This is a genomic window from Azospirillum sp. UENF 112521 (genome assembly GCF_058780665.1).
This window is the reverse complement of record NZ_JBSNCI010000008.1, coordinates 24818-48853: the sequence shown is the minus strand read 5'-3', so window position 1 is coordinate 48853 and position 24036 is coordinate 24818. Positions and strand designations below refer to the sequence as shown.

General features: G+C 66.6%; 13 protein-coding genes. 4 read left to right on the top strand and 9 right to left on the bottom strand.

What is annotated here, in order from left to right:
• Positions 1 to 3 precede the first annotated feature (3 nt).
• On the bottom strand, positions 4 to 1947 hold the full coding sequence (locus ACWPN8_RS30700; RefSeq protein ID WP_492243526.1) for a glycosyltransferase family 17 protein: 1944 nt from the start codon (positions 1945 to 1947) through the stop codon (positions 4 to 6).
• 362 nt (positions 1948 to 2309) lie between these two features.
• On the opposite strand from ACWPN8_RS30700, the gene ACWPN8_RS30695 reads away from it, so the two are divergent.
• From ACWPN8_RS30695 to ACWPN8_RS30685, 3 genes are all read left to right on the top strand, one after another.
• Entirely contained in the window at positions 2310 to 2987 is a 678-nt protein-coding gene (locus ACWPN8_RS30695; protein WP_109046996.1) for an AAA family ATPase, read from the top strand.
• 1036 nt (positions 2988 to 4023) lie between these two features.
• Entirely contained in the window at positions 4024 to 4467 is a 444-nt protein-coding gene (locus ACWPN8_RS30690; RefSeq protein WP_109095286.1) for a hypothetical protein, read from the top strand.
• A 146-nt stretch (positions 4468 to 4613) separates the two neighbouring features.
• A complete protein-coding gene (locus tag ACWPN8_RS30685) occupies positions 4614 to 6086 on the top strand; it encodes a tetratricopeptide repeat protein (protein WP_492243525.1) in 1473 nt (490 codons plus the stop codon).
• A 98-nt stretch (positions 6087 to 6184) separates the two neighbouring features.
• Here ACWPN8_RS30685 and ACWPN8_RS30680 read toward each other — a convergent pair whose 3' ends face one another.
• The gene (locus ACWPN8_RS30680) at positions 6185 to 7861 is read right to left on the bottom strand and encodes a tetratricopeptide repeat protein (RefSeq protein WP_492243524.1); all 1677 of its coding nucleotides are present in this window, start codon (positions 7859 to 7861) and stop codon (positions 6185 to 6187) included.
• A 253-nt stretch (positions 7862 to 8114) separates the two neighbouring features.
• Positions 8115 to 9272 (bottom strand): hypothetical protein, encoded by a 1158-nt coding sequence (locus ACWPN8_RS30675; RefSeq protein WP_492243523.1) that lies wholly within the window; start codon positions 9270 to 9272, stop codon positions 8115 to 8117.
• Between the two features lie 235 nt (positions 9273 to 9507).
• Here ACWPN8_RS30675 and ACWPN8_RS30670 point away from each other — a divergent pair, with 235 nt between their 5' ends.
• Positions 9508 to 10419: a recombinase family protein gene (locus tag ACWPN8_RS30670; protein ID WP_492243522.1), complete on the top strand. Its 912-nt coding sequence runs from the start codon at positions 9508 to 9510 to the stop codon at positions 10417 to 10419.
• Between the two features lie 65 nt (positions 10420 to 10484).
• Here the strand turns inward: ACWPN8_RS30670 and ACWPN8_RS30665 are convergent, their stop codons facing one another.
• The 6 genes from ACWPN8_RS30665 to ACWPN8_RS30640 all read right to left on the bottom strand — a co-directional run bounded on the left by ACWPN8_RS30665 (position 10485) and on the right by ACWPN8_RS30640 (position 24035).
• On the bottom strand, positions 10485 to 10991 hold the full coding sequence (locus ACWPN8_RS30665) for a lysozyme (RefSeq protein WP_492243521.1): 507 nt from the start codon (positions 10989 to 10991) through the stop codon (positions 10485 to 10487).
• Positions 10992 to 11139: 148 nt separating this feature from the next.
• The gene (locus ACWPN8_RS30660) at positions 11140 to 18090 is read right to left on the bottom strand and encodes a LamG-like jellyroll fold domain-containing protein (protein WP_492243520.1); all 6951 of its coding nucleotides are present in this window, start codon (positions 18088 to 18090) and stop codon (positions 11140 to 11142) included.
• 1 nt (position 18091) lies between these two features.
• Positions 18092 to 18301, bottom strand: coding sequence for a hypothetical protein (locus ACWPN8_RS30655; protein ID WP_109095265.1), 210 nt, complete (start codon positions 18299 to 18301; stop codon positions 18092 to 18094).
• Positions 18298 to 18759 (bottom strand): carboxypeptidase-like regulatory domain-containing protein, encoded by a 462-nt coding sequence (locus tag ACWPN8_RS30650; protein ID WP_146207964.1) that lies wholly within the window; start codon positions 18757 to 18759, stop codon positions 18298 to 18300. Before ACWPN8_RS30650 ends, ACWPN8_RS30655 begins: the two co-directional genes overlap by 4 nt.
• A 106-nt stretch (positions 18760 to 18865) precedes the next feature.
• Positions 18866 to 23335, bottom strand: a complete 4470-nt coding sequence (gene gpJ / locus ACWPN8_RS30645) for a TipJ family phage tail tip protein (RefSeq protein WP_492243519.1) — start codon at positions 23333 to 23335, stop codon at positions 18866 to 18868.
• Positions 23328 to 24035, bottom strand: coding sequence for a C40 family peptidase (locus ACWPN8_RS30640; RefSeq protein WP_492243518.1), 708 nt, complete (start codon positions 24033 to 24035; stop codon positions 23328 to 23330). The genes gpJ and ACWPN8_RS30640 overlap by 8 nt, the downstream gene beginning before the upstream one ends.
• Position 24036 lies beyond the last annotated feature (1 nt).

Sequence of the window (24036 nt, the reverse complement as noted above, 5' to 3'; positions counted from 1 at the left end):
GCCTCAGCGGATCCAGCCCATCTCCCGGAAGCGGTCGAGGTTGTCGCGCACCAGCCGGGGATGACGGTCGAGCGGCACGACCTCGTACCCTCCACGGGCACCGGGGGCACCTTCGGGCAGGGTGCCGCCGCCGTCGAGGAAGCTGGCGACGTCCGCCATGTTGCCTTCGCCGAAGGACTGGGCATGCTCCTGGTGGGCGTAGGCGTTCAGCTTGGCGGCGAAGCGCGACACATCGCCCATCCAGCTGAAATGCCAGCCGGCGTCGCGGATGAAGTGGCCGATGTTCTGCTTGGCGAGGTAGCGCACGGCATTGGGGCCGGTCTGCCGGATGAAGCGGAAGGGCGCGGCCCCGGCGGCACGCCAGTCACGGGAGAAGCGGTAGTTCAGCCGGTAGAAGAACAGGTCGAGTTCGGTGGTGAAGACGGTGTCGAAGGCCGGCCCGCCGCCGCGCAGCCGCTCCACCACCTCGCGCCGCAGGATCTCGTCGACGTCGGAGACGATGACCATGTCGTCGTCGCGGCAGCCGTCCAGCCCACGCAGGATGGCGTCGCGCTGGTAGGCTTCCCGCTGCCAGGAGAAGGTGCCGACAAGCTCGTCCACCACCACGTAGCGGATCTTGTCCATGTAGGGTTGGAACCGCTCGCGATGGTCGCCGAAGGTCAGCGCCTTGGGCTCGCCGGAATGGGTGTGGGACGCCTCCACCACGACGAAGCGCTCGACCACGTCGTAGAGTTCGGCCAGCCGGACCTCCAGGATCTCGGCCTCGTTGAAGAAGGTGCAGCAGTCGAAGACCCGCCGGGATGCCGGTTCCGCCGGGACGGCCGGTCCCTCCGCCATGTCTGCGGTGGCCGCGTCTTCGGCGAAGGGATTGCCGGACAGCGGAAGAATGGGATTGCGTCCGAGCGCCGCCGCATAGCCGACGAGCGACCGCATGCCGAGCAGGGTCGTCCAGCGCTGCGTGCGGGTCCAGCTGTCGATGCCGGGCGCCTCCAGCAGGCGTTCCATCGTTGCCGACAGGCTGTCGAAGGAGGCACGGGCCGCGGCCTGCCGGTCCATGTCGTAGACATAGGCATAGGCGAAGCCCTTCAGGCTCTCCAGCAACTCCTCGATGACGAGATACTGCTGGGCCTGCGCCTTGCGCTCCAGTCCGGCCGGACTGTTCCACAGGTCGAAACCCTGCTTGTGGGCCTCCAGGGCGTCACGATAGCCCTGCCGCTCCTGCTGCAGATCTCCTAGCCAATGCATCGCGGCCGCGGCCGCCTGCCGGCGCGCCTCCGTCCGGCCGGCGCCCTGCCACGCCTCCGCCTGAACCGTCATCCCGCGGCAACGGGTCAGGGCCTCCGCGTGGCCGGGCGGGCACAGCCGGCCGAGCGCCCCCAGGAGCGGAGCCGCCGGCCGGTCACGGCCAAGCCACTCGGCAAGGGCGCGGATGCCGGCCGGCATGGCGATGTCGCGCAACTGGTCGCCATGGGCCGTCTCCGGGGCAAGCAGCAGGCCCCGGGCGATCGACATGGCCGCCACCGCCCCGTCGCCGTCGGCGCCGCGCTCGAATTGCCCGATGAGCAGATGCGCCTGGGCGATCGCCGGATCGAGGACCAGCAGCAGCCGGCAGGCACGCCTGGCGTCGCCGGTCCGCCCGGCATTCGCATCCTCCATGGCGCGCTGGAGGATCATGGAAACCACGGCTTCGCAGTTGGTGCGAAAGGTATCGCGCGGCGCGCCATACTCCGCGAGAAGGACGAAACACCAGACCGCCGCCTCGAGCCGGCCATGCCGGTAGGCGTCGCTCCCCTTTGCAAAGATGTCGGTCAGGACCGTTTTCGACAGCTCGACGGCGTCCGCATTCCCGGGCTCCCGCTGCAGGATGCGCCGCAGCCCTTCCATGGCGTGCCAAGGACGCCCCGCTTCGGTATCGGTCCGGACCTGGAGGAAGCTGGCGTCTGTCATGCGGCGGATCCTGGCGGCGGGATGGCTGAGGCGGATGGATTGAGCGGCTGAACACGGATCCGCAGGCAGGCGGCGGTCGATCCGGGTACGGCACAGCATACCGCCGGCTGGGAGCCGCAACGGCTGGGCCGGGTGGCTATGCCATGGCGATGCCGGGGCTGACAAGCGCCGGGGCAGGGACGCACCGCCGTCCCGGCGTCTCTCCCCCTCCCCAAAAAGCCATTTTATATTTAAATATCATGATTTCATGCTTCTTCTTCATGACGTGAAACCACTTCCATCTTTCCTGTTCTTGCGTGTAAATCCGCAAAGCTCCCGCTCGGGTCCCCCCGCTTTCCCCCTCTGCAACCGGGAACCACCGCATGGCTCGGATCATCAGTTTCGCCTCCACCAAGGGCGGCGTCGGCAAGACCAGTCTGGTCATGGCGCTCACCTCCGAACTGCGCCGGCGCGAGGCAAGCGTGCTTCTGCTCGACTGCGACCCCAACCGGCATCTGGCCGAATGGGCGCGGCGGCGGAACGATGCCGGGGTGCGGGTGCTGGACGAGATCACGGAATCGAACGTCCGCCAGACGGTGCAGGAGAACGCGCCGAGCTTCGACTACACGCTGATCGACCTTGCCGGCTTCGGCAACCTGACCATGCTCTACGCCTTCTCGGTCAGCGACGGGGTGCTGATCCCGACCCAGCAGTCCTTCATGGACGTGAAGGAGACGGTGCGCACCTTCAAGGTGGTGGCGGATTCCGTCGGCGTGCTGAAACACACCCCAGCCTCCAGCGTGGTGATCGTCCGCACCCAGGCGGCCATCGAATCCCGCGTCGACCGCCATGCCCGCGGCCTGCTGGACGAACATGGCGTCCCGGCCTTCCGCACCGAACTGATCGAGCGTTCTCTCCTGAAGGAGATGACCTATACCGGCCACGGTCCGGGCGAGGTCAATCCCGACAGCAATGCCGACCTGAACGTCCGCGCCCTGACCGACGAGTTCGTTGCCTTCCTGGAAAGCTCACCGGCCAATCCGCTGATCCCGCGGGGGTGAGGCGGACCGGGCGGCCTCCGGAAGCCGTGGAGAAACGCCGTCGCGGCTTCAGGGCATGAGATACGGTCATGTCCTTACTTGTATATTTCATGAAATGATTTTCATCGCATAGCTGGCGACCTGAGGGTGAGGCGGGGCTACGTTTCCGCGGATTGGGCGCATCGGGACCGGCCCCCCAAACCGGTGGGCGGTCCGGTGCGGATTAGCTGAGAGAGTGGCTTGCCTTCCCCTCCGGCAGATGAAGGGGCACCATCACCCCGGCAGTGGGACGGCCAGGATCGGCATTTCATCACCATTTATCATGTCATGATTTTTAGGCATGGCTTCCTGTTACGGTGAAAGGTGATGAAGGCATGAGGCTGGAGCAAGGCTGCGTCGACACGACCGGAGAAGCACAGCAACTCAGCCGCCCAAAACATGCCTTTTCATCATTTCATGGATTCCCGATAACGCTGGTATCCGGAAAGGCGGCATCCGCCAAATCATGACCGCCCAGCCCTGCGAAGGTTCAATTCCGACCGAGGAACGGCCGGGCGGGGCAGGGCAATCGCGTCTTACCGGATCCCCCTGCCAATGCGGGACAACGGCATCTTCCTTTCCCGCGGTCCCGCTGCCACGGATATGCCGGACAACCGGCACAGCCCGGCCCCCACATTGCAAAGATCACATCACATCATTTCATGGTTAGTTTTCATCATTACTGTTCATACAGACACTTTGCTGCCCCGATGGTATCGCCGACGATGCCTCCGCTCTGGACGGCGATACCATCCCTCCTCGACCGATGGCCGGCCCGCCCCCCTCCTGGAGCCTCCCAGCCCGCACTTGTCATCATGTTTTTATGTCATGATTTTTTGTGATGGCATGATGCCCTGCTATCCCCCCTGTGCTTCCCGCGCCACGCCGGTCGGCTTTCCGCCATGGCACACGGCCCACCCGCCACATGTCGTGAAGACAGGACACCAAGTCATGATAATGCTTCATGGCTTATTTGGCCGGCCCTCTTCAAGCCGGCATCGCCCTGACCGGAGTGCCCATGTCGACCGACAGCCCCGCCAAGCCGACCGTTAAGCCTGCCGCCAAGCCGGCCCGTCCTCCATTGGGCGGGATCGGGATCGGCGGGCTGGGCACGAACGACATCGATCCGATCCGCCAGTACGGATTGAGCAAGGGCTTCCTGCCGACCGAGACGGAGCCGCCCGCGGCATCGCCGGCCACTGTTTCCCAGGCCATCTCCCAGGCCGCTGTCCAGCCCGCCGTTCAGCCCGCGCCGCAACCCCAGCCGGCTCCGGCACCCACCATCGTCCGTCCGGCGCCGACCCGGCCGTGGCAGGCGATGCTGCCCGATTATCTGGTTGAGGAGCTGCGCCAGGCCGCCGCGCGCGAAGGCACCGCCCAGAAGGTGATCGTGCTGAAGGCGCTTCGGCAGGCCGGCTTCCGGATCGACGACATCGACCTTCAGGATCTGCGGCGGCGCTAAGCCTCCCGCATGAGCGCCGGGCGGCCACAAGAAGCACACAAGTGCAGCCGAAGGGACGGTTTGACTCTCCATGACTAGCCGTCTATGCCCTACCCGCGCTCTGCTCCTGCTCCAAACCGACTGCAGACCACCAGCGACGACGAGAGATGAAGGCAAACATCACCCAGGCCGCCCCGGCGCCGTCCCCCCAGGCAGCCTTGCCCCTTCAGGCCTCGCCGCATCCGATATCCTCGGTTCCGGTATCATCGGCTCCCGCACCGGCACCGGCACCGGCTCCGGCCCCAACTCCGGCAGCCGGCCAGGGCTCCCACGGGCTCAGCATCGAGATGCTGGAAGGGATGCTGGAGCAGAAGCCGCGTGATCCCAACGTATGGAGCGCGCTGGGCGCCCTGCTGCGGCAGGCCGGCAAGCCGGAGGCGGCGATCGCCTGCCAGCGGCGCGCGCTGGAGATCGACCAGCGCCATATCGGCGCCTGGACCAATCTCGGCAACGTGCTGGGCGACGTGGAGCAATATGCCGATGCCATCGCCGCGCAGGAGCATGCGGTGGTGCTGTCTGGCGGCAACGCCAACCTGCTGTCCAACTTGGTGGTGGCGCTGCGGCACGGCTGCCGGTTCAACCGCGCGCTGGAGATCCTGGACGTCGCCCTGCGCGCCCGGCCCAACGACCCGGGGCTGCTGTGGGACCGCGCCCTGACGCTGCTGCAGGTCGGCCGCTATGCCGAAGGCTTCCGCGATTACGATTCCCGCCTGTCGCTGCCCAGCTACCAGAACCGCATCGCCGACGGCACGATGTGGGACGGCGGGCCGCTCGACGGCAAGACCATCCTGCTGACCACCGAACAGGGGTTCGGCGACGTGCTGCTGACCGCGCGCTATGCGCCGATGGTCAAGGCGCGCGGCGGCCGGGTCCTGCTGGAATGCCATCCGGAGCTGCACCGCCTGCTGTCCGGGCTGGAGGGCATCGACGGCTTCGTGCGCGCCGGCACTCCCTATCCGCCCTATGACGTCCATTGCCCGCTGATGAGCCTGCCGCACCGGCTGGGCACGACCATCGACACGGTGCCGCCGCCCACCCGCCTGACCGTTCCGGCCGAAGCGCGAGAGAAGGCCGCCCGGCTGGTTCCCGGCCCGGACGGCACGATCAAGGTCGGCATCATCTGGTCCGGCCGCGTCACCTTCAAGGACAACGCGCGCCGCGCCACCACGCTCAGCCGTTTCCTGCGCTTCCTCAACGTGCCGAATGTGCGGCTCTACAGCATCCAGAAGGGCCCGCCGGAGGCGGAGCTGGAGACGCTCGGCACCTCTACCCTGATCACGCCGCTGGGGCAGCATTTCAACGATTTCGCCGATACCGCGGCGGTGCTGGAACGGCTCGATCTGGTGATCATGACCGACAGTTCGGTGGCGCATCTGGCCGGCTCGCTGGGCCGCCCGGTGTGGAACCTGCTGCAGTTCATGCCCTACTGGGTCTATGGCGACGGCAAGGGCGAGTGGGCCGACACCACCCCCTGGTACCCGTCGATGCGCCTGTTCCGCCAGACCACCCCGGGCGACTGGGACAGCGTGTTCGCCGCTGCCGAACAGGCCCTGCGTCAACTGGCGGCGCTCAGGACCTGAGGGGTCGGACGCGGCCATCGGGCGTCGGGACGGAGCGGGGTGGTTCCCCTGTGCTCACGGCGTCAGGCAATTTCCCGCTCATGCCTGACGCCCCGTCCTCATTGCGCTCCTCCCACGGACCGTAACGCCTGGCCCACCTCGCCCAGCACGCCCCTCCAATCCCCGGGCGTCGTCTGGCGGAAGAGCCGCAAACTCGGGTACCAGGGGGATGTGGCCGCAGACACCCCCCAGAACCACGCCGGCATGAACGGCAGCAGCACCCATCCTGGAATACCAAGCCCACCGGCCATGTGCGCCGTGGTGTTGTCGATGGTGATGACCAAATTCATTGCCGCCACCAGGGAGGCGAAGCCATCGAGATCGCCCGATGGGTCAACGCTTGTTTCATGAAAAAGGCCGGCGATGCGCCGCTCCTGGTCGTCGACACCGTATTGCAAGCTGATGAGCCGCCCTCCGGCTGCCGCCACCCCTGGAGCGAGGGCCGCCACGAGTTGCTCCAGACCGAGTGAACGTTCCGCACTGGCAACCGAGCGCCAGGAGAGGCCGATACACAGCCGGACATCGCAGTGACGGGCCCGCAAGGCGGCAATCCGCTGTGGATCAGCGACCAGATAGGGGCGTTGGCCGGCAAAATCCTCCGGTCGGCGCCGCAGATACCGCGGCAGGTCGCTGGCTGGAACCCGTGCCACACTGTCATCCACCAGAGCGGATGTCGTCACGACAGAGGGATCGGCAGTTCGCCCCACGACCTCCGTTCCCTTCAGAGAGCGCTGCAGCAAGGAAACGAGGCGGGTATCGCATACGAAACGGCAAGCAATGCCGCTTTCGACCAAGTCCGGGATCAGACTGGCAAACAGGATCTCATCTCCCACCCCGGGTTGCCCCACCACCAGCAACCGTCCAGCCGGTATGGCGGAACCCGACCAGCGTGGCAGATCATCGCCCATTCCTGGCAACGCCGTGGTCTCCCAGCGAGCAGCCAGATCATCCCATCCGCCGGCCATCTCTCCCAGCAGAAGCCGGGCGATACCGCGGTTTACTTTCAGCTCCGAGTTGTCTGATTCAATATCCAGGGCCCGATTATAGGCGGCAATCCCATCCTGTGGCCTGCCCAGATGCACCCGCGCATTGGCAAGAAGGGCATAGCCCTGCACAGAGTTGGGTGCCAGGACGATAACCCGCCTGCCGTATCGTTCCACATCAGGCAACCGTCCTTGGGCTATCGCCACCAGAGCACTGTTAAGCACGGCCTCCACTGCCTCCGGAGCCAGGCGGCGCCCCCGCGCCAAAGCCAACTCGGCCATTTCCTGACATCCCAGGGCATGCAAGACAGCGCCGCGATTGACGTGCGCCATCGCCAGAGCAGGCACAAGCAGGCCCACTCCCCGGAACGCGGCCTCTGCTTGCTTCAAAGCACCACGCCGGAACAGGAGTATCCCGCGCTGGAATGCCGCTTGCTCCATCAGCGGATCGCAGCGCAGAGCAACCCCATAGGCAGCAAGTGCGCCAGCCTCGTCACCCTGCTCCGCCAGCAGAGTCGCAAGTTCGGCAAACATCGTGGCGTCGGCAGGGGATAGGGCGATAAGGCGCTGCAGGCAGCCCAGCCCTGCTCCATAATCGCCGGTCGCCCTGGCGGCCTTGCCCAGCAGGCGCCAGCCATCGGCATTCACAGGATCGGCGCGCAGGACAAGGCGATACAGAGCCATCGCCTCTTCCAGACGCCCGGCGGTGTGGTGATCCGCCGCCAGACGCAGAACGTCGCCAGTCGTCGCCATGACTTCGGTGTTCCTGCTTCAATGCCGCTGCACAGCTCTTTGCGTTCCTTAATGCGCTGGAGAGAGGCTGACCAGAACAATTCACCATCCACACAGCCATCTCCCTTAACCACAGCTGTTGACTGCATCGGTCGATTGCCAACGGTTCATGCAAGCCGTCAGGCGCAATCTGGCTCCCCCGCAACAGGGAACGGGAGAGGGGAGGTGAGAATTTTGCCGGTTTGAATACCGTGCCGTCCCCCCTACTCCTCGCCTACACCCCCGCGATCCGGCCATAATGCGCCAGCAATGGGTCCTGCCGCTTCAGAATGCGCTCCAGGTTCGCAAGCGCATCGTCGACGCCTTCGGCCGGTTCCACCCACCGGTCCAGTTCGGCGGAAACCATAGGTGCGAGCCCAGGAACGGGCCCGGCGGCGACGGCCGCGGCCCGCGGCGCCACCTCCCCCAGCATCGCCGCCAGATCCTCCGCCACGAAGACGCGGTGGGTGCGCCGGCGTGTGATCTCCACGGCGATTTCCAGCCGCTGCAATTCCTCCAGCAGGTCGGTGGCGGCACTGGTGGCGCAACGCAGCCGGGCAGCCAGCCGGGCCGGGCCTATCACCCCTTCCGCCGCCACCGCATCGACGGCCCGGCGGATACGAGCGTCGCTGCGCCGGTCGCCAACGCGCCGGCGCCAACCGCGCCAGCGATGCAGCAAAGCGGTGAGGCCATCCTCCCCCTGTTCCGCTTGCCGGGCGATGCCGTCGAGGAAAGCGACCAGCCACATCCCGTCCGGTTCAGCGCGGCGGATCGCCTCGACCCCGTTCAGGCAGGGCAGCGGCAGCGGCGTCATCCCTTGGGCGGTGAGATAACGGGAAACAGCCAGACAGGCTCCGCTGCGGTCGCCGCCGGCTTCCAGATGGGCGAAGAAGCCAATTCCGCACGCGACCAGCACCGCTGCTCCAGCCCTGGCATGGGCCTCCTCCATCCGGGCGAGCGCCCCGTCCATGCCGGTCGGAACGAACGCCAGCGGGCTGTGGTCGGAGAGCATCTGCCGCATCAGGTCCAGGGCCAGCATGGTGGCCCCCCAGTCGCGTAGAGCACGCGTCGGCACCTGAGCCAGCAGAGTGCGCAGTCGGTTGGGATCGACGCGGCGGCCCTGACAGTCGGCGATGTCGGCAACGGCCTCGACCCGCGACCGATGCAGCCAAGCCGCCAGGATCGGACTGCCGGTGGTTGCCTGGGCCAGCCGCCCGACAGCCTTGGCGGCTCGCTCCAAGGGACCGAGAAGGAGGAGGGGATCGGAAAGACGCAAATCCTGCATATCTTTATATAACAGACAGTTATGAATTTTTGGCATTGAAAAATCTGGAACCTGTCCAATACATAATATGCTGAAAAAAACGATTTCAGAGGCTTCCGCTTGGCGCACTCAACGTCCGGGGTGTTGGTGCTCACGATCACACTGCCCCCACCCCGCCGGTGATCCTGGCCTTTTGTCGCGCAGCGGATGCCGGAACCAGGGACCGGAAAGCCGGCGCCGCAATCCGGGGCAGTTCCCACCTCGCATCCTGCCTCCATGTTCATCCGGATGGATGAAATCGACTGATATTCTGTACAAAGAGCCCGAGAGGCGCGTTTCCGCCCAGAATGCCCAGGACATCCCGATGGCCCTCGTCGCCTACGCCCGCGTCTCCACCGAAGACCAGTCCACCGACTCCCAACTGCTCGCCCTGCAGCAGGCCGGCTGCACGCACATCTTCGAGGAGCATGCCTCGGGTGGCGACCGTGACCGGCCGGTGCTGGCCAAGGCGCTCGCCAGCCTGAAGAAAGGCGACACGCTGGTGGTGGCGCGCATCGACCGGCTGGCACGGTCGCTGTTCCATCTGCTGGAGGTGATCGACGGGCTGGGGCAGCGCGGCGTGGCCTTCAAATCGCTGGGCGACCCGATCGACACCACCAGCCCGCAGGGACGCTTTGCCCTGCAGGTTCTCGGTGCTGCGGCCGAGTTGGAACGGGCATTGATCCGCGAGCGCTCGATCGCCGGGCTCAGGGCCGCGGTGGCCAGGGGGAAGGAGCCCGGCAATCCCGGCCTGCGCCGACGGGACCCGGCGGCGCTGGAAAAGGCACGGCAGGGCCGCGAGGCCGCTCGCGACGAGCTGGTCGTCGCGCACGCCCAGGAGTTTCTGCCGACCGTCGAGGCTCTGCGCCCGGCGGCACCATGGGATCAGGTCGTGCGGGCATTGAAGGCGCAGGGGCGGACCCGGCCGTGGGACCGCAAGCCATGGACACCAAACAGCCTGATCCGCGCCATCCGCCGGCTGGCCACAGGGGGGCTGGTTCGTCAGAACCTTCTCGATGCGGCACCCAAGCGGGTCGACAGCAACGACCTAATGCTGATGGTGGCGGGACTGGCGCGGGCCGAGCCCGGCATCACGCTCGATGGCATCGCGCGGCGGCTGCAAAGCATGGGACAGCGCACGCCGCGCGGCGGCCTGCGCTGGAGCCGGTCGTCGGTGAAACACCTGTTGGATCGCGCCAGGGATCAGGGGTTGGTGCGAGGATCGGAAGGGGCGTAGCGGGCGGCAAGCCTTCTGCGCCCCGGCTTGGCGGCGGGACCGGCGACGAGGGGGAAAGCACGGGATCATGCGGGATCGTCGAGGGCCTGCGGCATCGGATCGGCCGCGGCGATCCTGGTCAGGAAGAGAGTGTGACGAAACAGCAGGGCCTCGGCCTCCCGGCGCTTCACCAGCCCTGGAAGCTGCGTTTTCCTGCCATTGACGGTGGCGTAGACCCAGCGCCCGAACTCGCCGGCAGCCCCCTCATGGTCCCCCATGTTGAGCCGCTTCAGCAGGGTCGAGGACTGGAAATTGCCCCGTCCCAGATTGAAGACGAAGCTGGCGAGCGCACCGCGCTGCCCGCCGGTCAACAACACCGCCACCAGCCCGTCGACCACGGCCGCCGCGGCGGCGAGGTCGCGGGACAGCAGCGTTTCGGCCCTTTCGGCGGTGATGCTCTGCCCGAGCGTCACGCCGGCGGTGTGGCCGTAACCGATGGTCGGAATGCCGGCCGGGCAGAGATAGGCATCGAGGGACAGGCCTTCGAAATGCTTCACAAGGTCGATGGCGGCCTTGCAGATCGGATCGGGCATGGATCGGGACTCCCGGGCGATAGGTGAGGAGACAGGGTGGGAGCGGATCCGGCGGAGCGCTGCCGGGACCGTCAGGGCGACAGCGCTTCACCGGATCGGGGCCAGGGTCCCGGGGATGGCCCCGGGACCACCCGCGTCAGGCCCCGCGTCAGGCGACGTAGTCGTAGACGACGTTGACCGGGTAGGGCTTCAGGTTGGTGATCCGGTGGATTTCGGCCCCGGCCGCACCGTTGCGCTTGATCGTGTAGTCGATCTTGGCGGCCCCGAGTTCGTACTCGTCGCGGGCCAACGTCACCGCATCGACGCTGGGCGAGACGTTCGCGTTGGCCGTTTTCAGCGAGAAGGCGAAGTCGATGGTGCCGTAGCTCTCCACATTCAGGTTTTTGAGGGCATTCTGCAGGGTCAGATAATCGTTGCCGTTGGTGTCGATGCTGGCCCCGCTGTTGAGGGGCACGACAACCCAGGCCGCCCCGTCCCACTTCCGCCACGTCGCCCGGCCGTCGAAGCTGACCAACCACTTGATGCTGGTGCCGGGCGGGGTGGTCTGCGTGATCGTCGCCGAATGGATCGTGCTCCAGTCCGACACGTCGATGCGGCTGCTGTCGAGCGTCGCCACATAGAACGGGCCGGTGACGTACTGCTGGCCGTAGGAGATGGTTGGCGGAGTGAAGTTGGAAGTCCAGCGCATGGTGTTGCTCATGCGGATCTCGTCGAGCGTGCCGCAGAAGGGGGCCGTTCCGTTGCAATCGTTGAACAGGCTCAGGAAACCTCCATCGCCATCGTTGCGGCACATGGTGTCGGACAGCGAGGCGTCCCTGACGCCGTCGATGTAGAACACTGCGGTCGCGGCTCCAGCGTTCGCCAGCAGGGTGTATGTCAGCGCCACATGTTTCCAAGTGTTCAGCGGAATGGCGGTGCTGGCCGTCAAAGTACGGGTGCTGCCGCCGGCATCGCGCCAACGGAACTGCGGAAGGTTTCCGCCTGCGTTGATCCACAGCTGCCACGTTTCGACGCCGTTGCCGTTGCCGCTGTCGTATTTCTGCGCGATGACGTTGGTCGAAGACGCGGTGACATAAACCCAGGCGTCGATGGTGAAGGTACTGTCGACACCGCCGATCCAGGTCATCCATCGCGCGCCGCGCATGTCATAGCGGTGCGCCCCGCCAGCACCGGTGTAGGCGAACTCGACGCCACCGGTGCCGAACCTGGCGCGGGCAGTGCCATTCTTCGGGCCGCCATTGGCACTCAGGGCAGGCATCAGATAGACGCCGTCCTTCACCGTGCGGGCATTGCCGTTTGCGGCGATCATCGCGCTGTTGCCGGACAGCTCCTTGACCCACTTCTGGCCGACCGCGCCGTTGAACTCCCACATCAGCGTGGTCATGTCGTCGGCGACCAACGTTGCCGGGGTGAAGTTGGCGGTATAGCGCGGCTGGCCGTTGGTGACGCGGATGGCGTCGATGGCGCCGTTGAGGATGGCCTGCGCACCGTCCCAATAGGAGCCGATGCAGAGGCGATAGACCGCGTTCAGATAGCTTGGGTTGAGTTGCGGTCCCGCCAGCAGGTTGGACCTGGTTCCATCGACGTAGACGTACCAGCCGAGACCATCGCGAACCAAGGCGATATGGTGCCAGCCGGTGGCCATCGCGGCGTTGGACAGCACCATTGCGCCGCTGCCCCATCCGTTGAAGCGCAGGGTGCCGTCCGTGACCGCCCATAGCTGCATGGAATTGCCCACCGTGCCGCCAGCGTCCGAGATGTTGAGAATTTGCGGCGAGGTCGAGAAACTGGCAAAATACATCCAGGTCTCGATGCAAAACTTGGTGTTGGCGCCAAAATACAGCGGATGGCCGGCGCTCGGGGCGGCAAAGGAAATCGAGAGGGCATTACCCGATCCTCCCGCCATCGCCAGGGAGGTGCTGTGGCCGCCACGGGTCTGGGCGGCGCTGAGGGAGACGTTGGCAAAGGCCAGGGCGGGAGTGATGGCGTCGCCGAAGGCGTTGGCGCCGTAGCTGGACCCGCTGCTGTCCAAAGTGACCTTGTCGCCATTGGCCCCGTCGAAGTGCAACAGCAGGACGGTGCGGGCGTCAGCAACGTGCGGAACGGTCGGCGGCGTGAAGTTGGATGTCCACACCGCCTCACCGCGCTTCAGACGGATTTCGTCCATATAGCCGTTGAGATAACCGGCATTGTAGAACTCGCCGAAGCGCCAGAACGGGTTGGTGCCGTGGAACAGGCTGGCGGCGCCGACAGTGATCGCCGAGCCCTGGAGCACACCGTTGACGAAGATGTACAGATTGGGGCCGCTGCGGGTAACGGCGACATGCGACCATGCGCCGGTGGCGATGGTGAAACCGGGGCTGTCGATCTGAGTGGTGCCGTTGGTGCTGTAGACCAGCTTGTATTGATCGGTCGTCGTCGTCGCCCGAATGCCGAAGGACGACAACCCGGTGCCCATCACCGAATATCCGAAAACACTGCCGGTGTTGCTCGTCCAACTGATCGGGTAGATCTGAAAATCTATGGTGAAGTCGTCCGATCCGAACGCGAGATCGGCATGAAACTTGTTGTCGTACTCGCCGACGAAGACGCCGCCACCACCATCACTCTGGTTGCAGTAGGCGCTCGACGTGCCGAACCTGGCCTGCGCCGTGGAGAGCCCCGAACGGCAGAGGACAGAGCGTCCGCTGTTGGCGCGGTCCTTCAGCACCTGCCCGCCATGACCGTCGTCGAAGCTGAACAGATGGACGGTGTCGGCGTCGGTGGTGAAGGCAGCGACCGGGGGCGTGAAGTTGGCGGTGTAGCGGGCGATCTTGGAAACGCGGACTTGGTCCAGCCAGCCATAGGGGTTGGCAAGGCCGTTCTGGTATTGCGCTCCGAGCAGGATCGGACCGAGGCCCTGAGAGGTGCTGTCCGGGCGCGTGGTGTCCACCAAACCGTTGATGTAGAGAGTCAACACGCCACCGCGGCGAACCGCGGCGATGTGATACCATGTGTCAAGCGCGATGCTGGTGGCACTGTTGACGTTGGTGCCAAAGTTGAACTGGAGCTTGCTCGACGAAGCATCATAGTAGAGAAATAGATTGCTCGTCGCCGATGCGGTTCGCGTGTCGAGCAGCATTCCCGAGGACGCGACAGAGGTTCTCCACCAAAACTCGTAGGTAAAGTCACCAGTGCCGAAAATTGTCTTGTGACTTTGCGGAATCTTCCACGAGGATACCCCGTCGAGCCAGCCGCAATGGGTGCCGAACGGCGTGATGCCGCGCTCGTCGATGATCTCGGTCGAGCCGTTGGCACCATCGGCGTGAATCAGCAGCTTGGTGGCGCTATCGATCTGAGCGCCGGCTGTGTTGTAAAGCTGGAACTGGCCGCCGACCTGATCGGTGCCAGTGGCGGCGTTCTCCTGCGTGTATTGCGCCTCGGTGTTGTAATCGACGTTGAAGGTCTGGCCGACGAACTGTCTGTACACCCCCAGGATGGACTTGGCGGGAACGTCGAGGGTGCCGGTGGCGGGAAGAAGCGTGACAGCCGACTTGGTAACGGTGTTGGTGGCGCTGTTGGTGACGAGCGGAGCGCCGTTGACGGTCGGCTGAGCCTTGAAGTCGATGGAAGTTACCGAAACGCCGCTGCGTGTTACCGTCAAGTAGTCCGCATAGCTGGACCAATCATCGGAGTTGACCCGCTGATGGAGCGTGTTACCGCTGACGACAGTCTGCCAAAGACGATTGTCGACGGCGGCGGCGGAGTTGTAGGCGTTGACCGCAGGTGCCGTGCCAACCATGTTGAAAACAGACGCACCCACACCGCCCCCACTATCGCGCATGGCGATCTTGCTGGCGGTAGCATTGGCATCGGCATCGGTCGATTTCAGCAGTGCGGTGCCGTTGACGGTCGGGTTAACCTTGAAGTCGGCGGCGTTAGGCGACATCTCCACGATGGTGGTTGGAGTGACTGACCCTGCCGGAGTTGCCGACAACACCCATTTCGCCCCCTTGGCGGTGGTCGTCCAATTCTCGACAGCGGCCAAGGTAAACTCACCGCCGCCATTCCACCCATAAGTCCAACCGCTGCCGTCGTACCCGCCGACGCCGACGCCGCCCAGGCTGTCGCCGGACTGTACAGCGGTCGGGGAAGCGACCGTGCCGCGAGAGCGGGCCGACAGCACATGGGCACGCGATCCGGCAGTGTTACCGGAGAACTGTCCGGTCAGCGGCCACTCATAGGCGGCTTTAGAATAGACGTTGCCGCTGTAGGTTTCCCCGTTGGCGCCGCGCTGCACAAGGCTGTAAGCGGTGGAGTTGGTGGAAGCATCCGTCGCCTTGAACACCGGGATACCGTCGATCTGGATACCGCCAGCCACGTTCAGCTTCGACCCGCCGGTCGGTAGCGCGGTCGTGCCGATGGCGGTCAACGAGCCGCCTTCGGAAATGACGAGGTTCTGCCAAGCGCTTGAACCGTAAGCCCCGAGCCTACCGTAGCTCCCGGTGTCGTTCCAGCCGAGAAAGGTGTACTTCGTCCCCGCCGTGTTGGCGATGTGAAGCGCCTCCATCGAACCCGAGTTCTGAATGTTAAGCGTGCCACTGAAAACGTTGTTGGCGGCAAGCTGCGCATAGCGCCCATCCGCCGCGGCGCGATCCGGAATGTCCGTGCCGTTGGCGACGCCGATGGTGCGCTTGGCGCCGGTGCCCGCCCCGGTCTGCACCAGCACGCCGGCGGTGCTGTCGAGCGAGGCGAGGGAGGTCAGCAGAGCCGGCTTGCTCTCCACCCCGGACCAGTCCACCGCCGAAGCGCGTGCCGCAGTGTAGGCCCGGTAGCCCGCCGCGTTGCCAAGATTGCTGTCGTCGACGACCAGATACATCAGGCCGCCGGTGCCGCCGACCTGCACCGTGTCACCCTTCTGCACCTGGGCGGTGGTCAAGGCGAAACGCTCGGTGTCGTTGGCGACCGGATAGAGGCGTTCCAGCGCGCCTGCCGGCAGACGGGCGATGTCGATGGTGCCGGTCAGCGCAGACGCCGCCACCGCCGTCACCGGGATGGCGATGTTCTGGGTGCCGTCGAACGAGGTCGCCGTGCCGGTCGCCCCGCCCGACAGGGCGATGGTGCGGGGCGTCGTCAGCCTGGCAGCACCGGCCGCCTGCCCGGCAGCGATCATGGCGGCGATGGCGGCATCCGTCTGCGCCTTGCCGTAAGCGGTTGCGGTGCTGTGCAGCTCGCCGCCCTTGTAGCTCGCCGTCCGGCCGGTGGCCGGGACGATCTCGACCGCTCCGTCCTCCGTCACATGAACCGAGCCGCCGCCGTTGGCGATGCTGTCCTGCGACAGGGTGGACAGCCGGTGGTCGATCTCCTCCAGTGCCCCCTGCACGGTGCCGGCGGTGATGTTGCCGGATGCCGCCACCGGCGCGGTCGCGGCATCGAAGCCGAAGGAGACCGCGTGGTTGCCCGGGCTGAAGGTGAGCTTGCCGCCCGGGGCCTGCACGAGGTTCAGCAGGGAGCCGGGGTTGTCGGCGGCGAAGCGCTGCGAGGCGCCGTCGCCGACGATGCCGAAGTTGGAGCCGCCGACGATGGTCGCGGCGGTCTGGGCATGGCCCTTGGCCTGCTCCGACCAATGGAAGGCGGAATAAACGCCCGGGCTGGGCTGATAGCCGACGGCGCCCTGGGCGAAGGCCTGGGACAGATCGCGGGCGCCCTGCGCCTCCGTGCGGGCGGCGACAGCCAGATCGCGGGCGGCGGTGGCATCGGACTTGGCCGAGATCGCGTCCGCCGCCGCCGTCGCCGACGTCTGCGCGCTGTTGGCGGCGTTGGTCTGCGACTGACCGGCCTGGGAGGCCGCGACCTGCGCCGCCGTCATGGAGGAGACTGCGCTGTCGCGGGCCGCCTCCGCCGCGGTCCTGGCCGTGGTGCTGGCGGTCCCGGCGGCCTCCGCCTGCTGCGCGGCGGAACGGGCGATGTCGGCGGAGATGGCGGCGGCGGCGGCCTTGGCGCTCGCGGTCTGGGCGCCGGTCGCGGCAGCGGCGGCAGCGGCCTGCGCAGCGGTTGCCGCACTGTCGAGACCGGCGGCACTCTCGGCGGCGGCGGCGGCGCTGCCGGCGGCCTCCGTCGCCTTGCCGGTGGCGACGGTTGCCTGGGAAGCCGCGTCCAGGGCGTAGGACAGCGCCGACTTCAGGCTGCCGGAGACCGGGGCGTCGGTCTTCACCGCCCAGTCCTGTGCCTGCGTCCGTGCCGCCACCGCCGCGTCACGCGCCTGCTGGGTGGCATCCCGCGCAGCGGTCGCGGTGTCGCGGGCCGCCTCGGCCGCCGTTCTGGCGGACAGGGCGCCAGTTGCCGCCGTGCCGGCTTCGACCCGCGCCTCCAGCACGATGTCGCGCGCCGTCTCCACGGCGGCAAGCGCCGCGGTGGCGGATGCCTCCAGCCCGGCGGCGGCGGCGGCACTGCCGGCGGCCTCATCGGCACGCTGGACGGCGATGGCCGCCTTGGCGGTCGCGGTCGCGGCGGCAGCGGTGCTTTCGCCGGCCTGCGCGGCGACGGTCGCGGCGGCTTGCGCCACGGCCTGCCGGTCGGCACCGACGACCGTTATCGCCGCCTTGGCGTCGGCGGCAGCCTGCCGCGCCGTCGCCACATCGTCCTCGATGGCGGCGATGATCTGTGCCGCATGCTCCACCACCCCGTCGTCGAGGAGCTGGAGCAGGCGGGCCGGGCTTTCGACCAGACGGGTGATGCCCTTGCTGTCGGTCAGCGGATATTTGCCGTCGGCATTCGGGCCGCCGTTCGGGGAGCCGCCGAGCCAGTCGTCATACTGGTCCTCGCGCACCGCCCATTTCGCGACCATCGCCGCGATCTCGCCGGCCAGTTCGGCATTGGACAGGGTCGCCGACGCGGCGATGACGGCATAGGGGGAGGAGGCCGCCGTCTCGCCCTCCCAGGGGCGGTCGAGGGTCAGCGTGTGGTCGTTGGCAACCTCACGGATCTCGTAGAGCGTCCTGCCGTCGGTGGTGAAGGCGGAGCCGGGACGCACGACGCCCATCCACATGGTGCCGGCGCCGGCGACGGCGGCCGATCCGGGGGTCAGGGCGACGGTGCCTTGGCGATACCAGCCGGCCATGTCAGTTCTCCTCGCTGGGGGTCGTGTCGGAATAGGGGTAGAGCGCGCGGATCGCCGAGAAGTCGGCGCGCATGCGCTCCCATTTGGCGGGGTCGCCGTTCAGCATGTCCTGCTGGGCTTCCAGCTGCCGGGCCGCCGGCCATGCGGCGAGGTAGGCCTGCTGGCGCAGCTTCGCGATCTCGTCGCGGGTGCGGACTGGGATCACCTTCATGGCGTGATCTCCAGAACGAAATGGGCGTCATGATGAGGCCAGGCGCTGACGCGTACGTCGTAGGTGCCGGGCAGATCGTCGTAATCGAAGCTGCCATCCTCGACCCTGTAGGTGCCGACCGCACCGGAGGCGCGGCAGGTGACGGTCACGGTCGCCGGAATGGGCAGAGCGTCCAGACTCTCGATTTCGGGACGCGAGAGTACCGCGGGTTCGGAGCCTGAAAGATCGACGTAGTCTTCGAAGACCGAACCCTTCGCCTGCAACCGCTCGCAGCCCGGAAGATGCATATGCGGCACTTCCAGCGGCCCGATGCAGGCGGTTTGCCGAATTTCACCAGTTTCCGGCTTATAGAAAACGTAGGAAGAGCTTACGTTTTCATTTTGCTCTGAAGCTGCGCCAGAACCATTCTGGATGATCGGCGGAGCTTCTCTCTTGGTCTTTTTAAATGATACAGTCATTTCCTCAACTCCACTGCTGAGATTGCGCAGTAGAAATTGCGTGGATTTCGCCCATAGGCGTCAGATGTTGCTGTTTTCCAGGTGTAATAACCTGGTCCTGGATGCTCTATCCACGCATAGGCAACGGAAACCCAAGATGGAGACCAGAATCTCTGAACTGCTCTCGCCGCCACCGTAGCCAGTAACGATGTCGATCTGCCAACCACGCACTGCGGTGATCAGCACACGTTTCCCGATTGTCTGAAGACCGACGGTCGCGTCCCACACCCCCTGCGCCGCATTCATATTGGATGTGGCGAAGTCTTCGATCTTCTGGCCCCGGATTGTCAGAATCCTGAATGTGCGCACTGGAGATCGTTGCATCCCTGATCTTCGCGCTGTCGATCGAGGCGTCCTGGATGAAGGCGGCGGACATGGAGATGCGGGGCACCCCATCCACCCGACCGATGACGAAGGGATGGTCGATGCTGCCCCCGGGGCCGGTAATGCCGATCAGGAAACGGTCGGCCCGCACATAGAACTCGGATCGCACCCCGCTCTCATCGGCCGGGTCCGAGGAAAGACCGAACCCGCTGATGGCGCCATTGTTGTCGATCTTGACCGTCCACTGCCCCGACAGGCCGTTCGTTACTTTCGAGACCTGCTCGATGGACGAGGTGTGATTGCCGACCGTGCCGCTGAGAATGTTTACCTTGCTGACAGCGGATTTAGCCTCCGTAACCGCCAGGTTGACGCTTTCCTGAAAAGACCCTGAAGCATCTTTTATCGCCACGAACGCGTTGTCGATCCGGCTGGCAAGGGCACCGACGGCGTCGGCACGGGCGGTCTGCTCGCTGGTCAGCCCCGCCTTCACGCCATCGACCGATGCACCGATCGTATCGAGGCGCGTGGTCAACGCGTCGGTCGCCGTCGCGTTGGCGGTGATGCGGCTGTCATAGCCGGCCAGGCTCTTGTCATAGCCGGCGACGACGCTGTCGATCCGCTCGGCATTGGTCCGGCTGTCGTTCGCCGTCGCAGTCAGCTTCGCCTGCACACCGGCCAAATTGCCGTCCCAGGCCGCGATCACCGTGTCGATGCGCGTCGCCGTCGCCTCGTCCGCCGTCACCAGGGCGGTCAGCTCCTCCTTGACGGTGGCGATCTGCCCGTCGAACTGGGCGGCGACGGTGGTGACCCGGCTCGCCAGTGACTGCGTGTCGTCCTGGACCTGCCTGACATCCGCCTTCACCTCCGCGACGTCGGCCTCGCGCTTGCCGATCTCGCTGCGGATGCGGCCGTAGCTGTCGTTGACGCGCACCAGACCCGACGTGACCGTCTCGGCGATCTTCTCGATCCCGGCAATGCGCTCGGCCATGAAGGGAGCGAGCTTCGATTCCGAGACCAGCTTGTCGGCGAGGTCGTCGTGGGAGATCTGCTCGGTGGTGGCGCCGGTGCCGATTTTGGAATTGACGTCGCCGACATTGCCGCCGAGATCGACGGCGCGCACCCAGTAGTAGCGCGTGACCAGCCCGCCCAACCCGGCGCGCACGAAGGCGTTGCCCTTGACCGTGCCGATGACGGCGGCGGCCGACAGGTCGTTCGCCGCCCCCTCCAGCACCTCGATGTGGGAGAGGTCGGTGTCGGGCGGATTGACCCAGGACAGGGCGATCTGGCGCAGCCCGCCTTTGGCGACCAGCCCGGCGGGCTGGCCGGGCGGCGTGCCCTTGCCGTGCACCGTGGCCCGGATTTCCGCCGGCACCGAACGGCGCTTGTCGTAGGCCAATGCCGTGATGCGGAGGGTGTAGACGCCCTCCGCCGCCGGCTCGATGTCGAAGCTGCCGGCGCGGGTGACCTTCCATTCCTGCCACTGGCCGCCCGGCGTCATCACGTCGGCGCGGTAGCCGGCGATGCGGGCATCGTCGCTGGGCGTCCAGCTGACGGTCAGCCGGGCCTGCGGCAGGCCGTTGACCCAGTAGGCGCTTTCCACCGCCGCGAGGTTGGCGGGGGAGGGGATGGCGTTGGCGGCGCTCTGGGTCGCCACAGGCTCGATCTGCACGCCCTCCTCGACCCGGGCATATTTGCCGGGCTCGTGCAGAAGGGCGGTGACCTCGTAGACGCCGGGCGATTTCTCGGTGACGGCGCGCACCCGGAACAGGCGCGGGGCGAGGTTGGTGGCGGTCAGGATCCACACCGCATGCGGCTGCGGCACCGCGCCGCCGAGCGGAGCCGCGTCGATGACGAGCTGGCCGGTGGTGTGGTCCTCAAGCACCGGGCGGCGGACCGGACAGTCGACCAGCCGGCCGTCCGGCAGGGTGAGTGCCAGCACGTGGCTTTGGTTGGCTTCCAGCGTCACCGTGTCGTCGAGGGTGACGACCTGCCGCTCCGGATCGTAGGCGACCAGCCGCCCGCCGGTGCGCACCAGCGCCCAGTTCGGGTCGGCCAGCTTGACCACGTCGCCCGGCATGACGTCGAGATGGTCGAAGGAGCAGCGGTAGGTGACGGTCTCGGTCTCGTGCTGCTCGCTGTCGAGCATCCACAGGCCGAGGCGGCGGGCCTGGCTGCGCCGGGTGCAGCCATAGGCCGTCGCCTCGATCGGCCGCCAGCCGTAGCGCTGGATCATCCCGGCATTCTCGACGACCTCGACCGTCGGGCGGTAGCCGTCGTCGGGGTCGTTGAAGGTGATCAGCGCCGCGGTGTGGCGGGCCTTCAGCGCCGTGCCGGAATAGGTGAAGCTGCCGCCGATGACGTTGGCAGGGGTGACCAGCTTGATCGGGTCGGCCGGCATGTCGGCGCGGGCCAGCACGCCGCCGGCCGACCAGAAGATCAGGCCGCGGAAGGTCGAGGCGATGGACTGGAGAACGCGGTAGGCCTCGGTCCGGCCGGAGATCACCCCGTTGAAGGTGAAGCGCGGCTCCATGATATCGCGGCCGCCGGTGTCGGTCCGGCCCGACTTGACCGGCTGGTCGCAATAGACGCCGATGGTGTAGAGCGACCAGCGGTCGACCGCCTCGGCGGAGATCGACTGGCCCAGGCCGTAGCGCCTGTTGGTCAGCAGGTCGTAGAGCACCCAGGCCGGGTTGTCGCTCCAGGCGGTCTTGAGGCTGCCGTCCCACTGGCCGGTATAGCTCCGCGTCTCCGGGTCGTAGTTGGAGGGGACCCGGATCTTCAGGCCCTTGACGTCATAGGCCCGCTCGGGGATCGAGTTGCCGAACTGCTCGGCCTTGACCGTCAGCGCGACCAGCGCCGAATTGTCGTAGCCGAACTTGGACTCGACGATCTCGGCATAGTGCGACCAGGAAAAGCTGTTCTGGATCGCGGTGCGGGGCGGATCGTCGGTAACGCGGGTGACGCGGATGTCATATGGGCTCCTGCCCAGCTCGCGCAGCCCGACCTTGTAGGACCGCTCATAGGCGCTGGTCGTCTTGCCGGTCACCGTATCGTTGACCAGAACCTTCCAACGGCCGTCGGCCGCCCGCCCCTCGATGGTCAACTGCACCGCCGATCCGTGCAGGTTGCCGTTGGAGGTGTCCTGCTCGGTCAGCGCATTCCAGCGCAGCACGATGCGGGCGGCGTCGACCTCGTCGCCATGGATGGTGCGGACGACCGGGGCCGCCTTCTTCACCTCGCTCCCGACGGCGACGGTGGTCTCGCTGGCGGTGAAACCGCTGATCGGCTCCTGCGAGGGAATGCCCCGGCGCTCTTTCCAGGTCACGCCTTTGAAATTCTCCGTCCCGTCGGAGGCGATCAGCGGCGTGCCGTCGAAGTAGATGCTCCTCCCCTCATTGACCAGCCCGGCGATCTCGCCTTCGCTCAGCAGATCGATCACCCGGGCGGTCGCGGCGGATTGCAGGCTGTTGGGATCCTCGGTGGCGCCGGAACCGCCGCGGCCGGACTTGCCGCCGCCCTTGGCCCCCTGGATGCCTCCTGCCGGACCTCCAGCCGAAACGGCGGTGACGGCGGATGCCGCCGGCTGGGGCTGGACGGTTCCGACCTGCTCCGTATCCATGCCGGAGGAGATGACGGTCGAACCGACCCAGCAGCGGCCATAGACCAGGGGAACCGACCCGCCCTGTTCGGTCACGTTGACCGGGCCGGAGAACAAATAACTCTGCTTGCTGTCCGGCAGGTTGGCCTTGGGGGTCGGCGACAGCATCTGGCTGATGCCGGACAGCATCATCGACGCGCCGAACAGTGCAACTGAGCCATAGGTAACGCTGAGGCCGACCCCTCCAATCGTGACCTCAGCGCCCAACGCCAAAGAGGTCCCACCCGAGGGGATAGACGCAGCCACCGCCACGACCATCACCAGCGCGCCCATGATCGCCTTGCCGGCGCCGCCGTTCTTGGCGCCGGCCGGAACCGGGATGATGTGCAGGTCGGCGTTGCCCAGCCCGAGCGTCAGGGTGTCGAGGGTCAGGTCGATGCCGCCGCGCGAGCGCGGGCCGCGGACCAGCCGGTAGGAGCCTTCGCGGAAGATCTTCTCGAAATCGGGATGGTTGGCGGCGAGCGCCCGGATCGCCTCGGCGGCGTCGCGGACCTGATAGTCGGCAAGGCGCCCGAATTGGCGGCCGAGCGCGCCGTGCAGATGGATCCTAGCCATGAGCGAGATCCTTATGACGCAGGATGTGGACGATCTGCCGGTGCCAGGGACCGAAGGGTTCGCGGCGCGACAGGCGGCGCGGCAGGTGATGCAGCAGCAGGCCGCCGTCGAGGACGACGCCGGCATGGTTGGGCACCGGCGACAGGACGGTCATCAGCGCGACGTCGCCGGCCGCCGCCTCGCCGGAACGGACCACCGAGAAGCCGGCATCGGCGAAATGGTCGAGATAGAGGTTCTTGCCGGCGTGCCACCATTCGTCGTCGCGCGGGAAATCCGGCAGCCGGATGCCCCGCTCCAGCTGGAACCAGTCGCGCACCAGGGCGTAGCAGTCGGTCACGCCGTGGCGGAACTCGCGGCCGAGCAGATCGGGCACCGGCACGCCGTCGCCCCACAGGATCGGATCGGAGCAGCGTTCCCCGTCGGTGGCCAGGATCGCCCAGGGGACCGCGCTGTCGATCTGGCCGCGCATGTCGGCGGCCGACGGGTGGAGCGGCCCGTCCGGATGGCTGTGGACGATGGCGTCGATGGCGCCGGCATGGGCGAGGTAGTCGGCATCGTCGATGCGGAAATGGGCCGCCGGGTCGGCGGCGCAGTTGGACAGGGGCCGGTAGGTGCCGGCCACCACCAGACCGCAGCTCTCGCGCGGATAGTCGGCCAGGGCATGGCGCTTCATCGCGAGGATGGCGTCAGCGGTGAACATG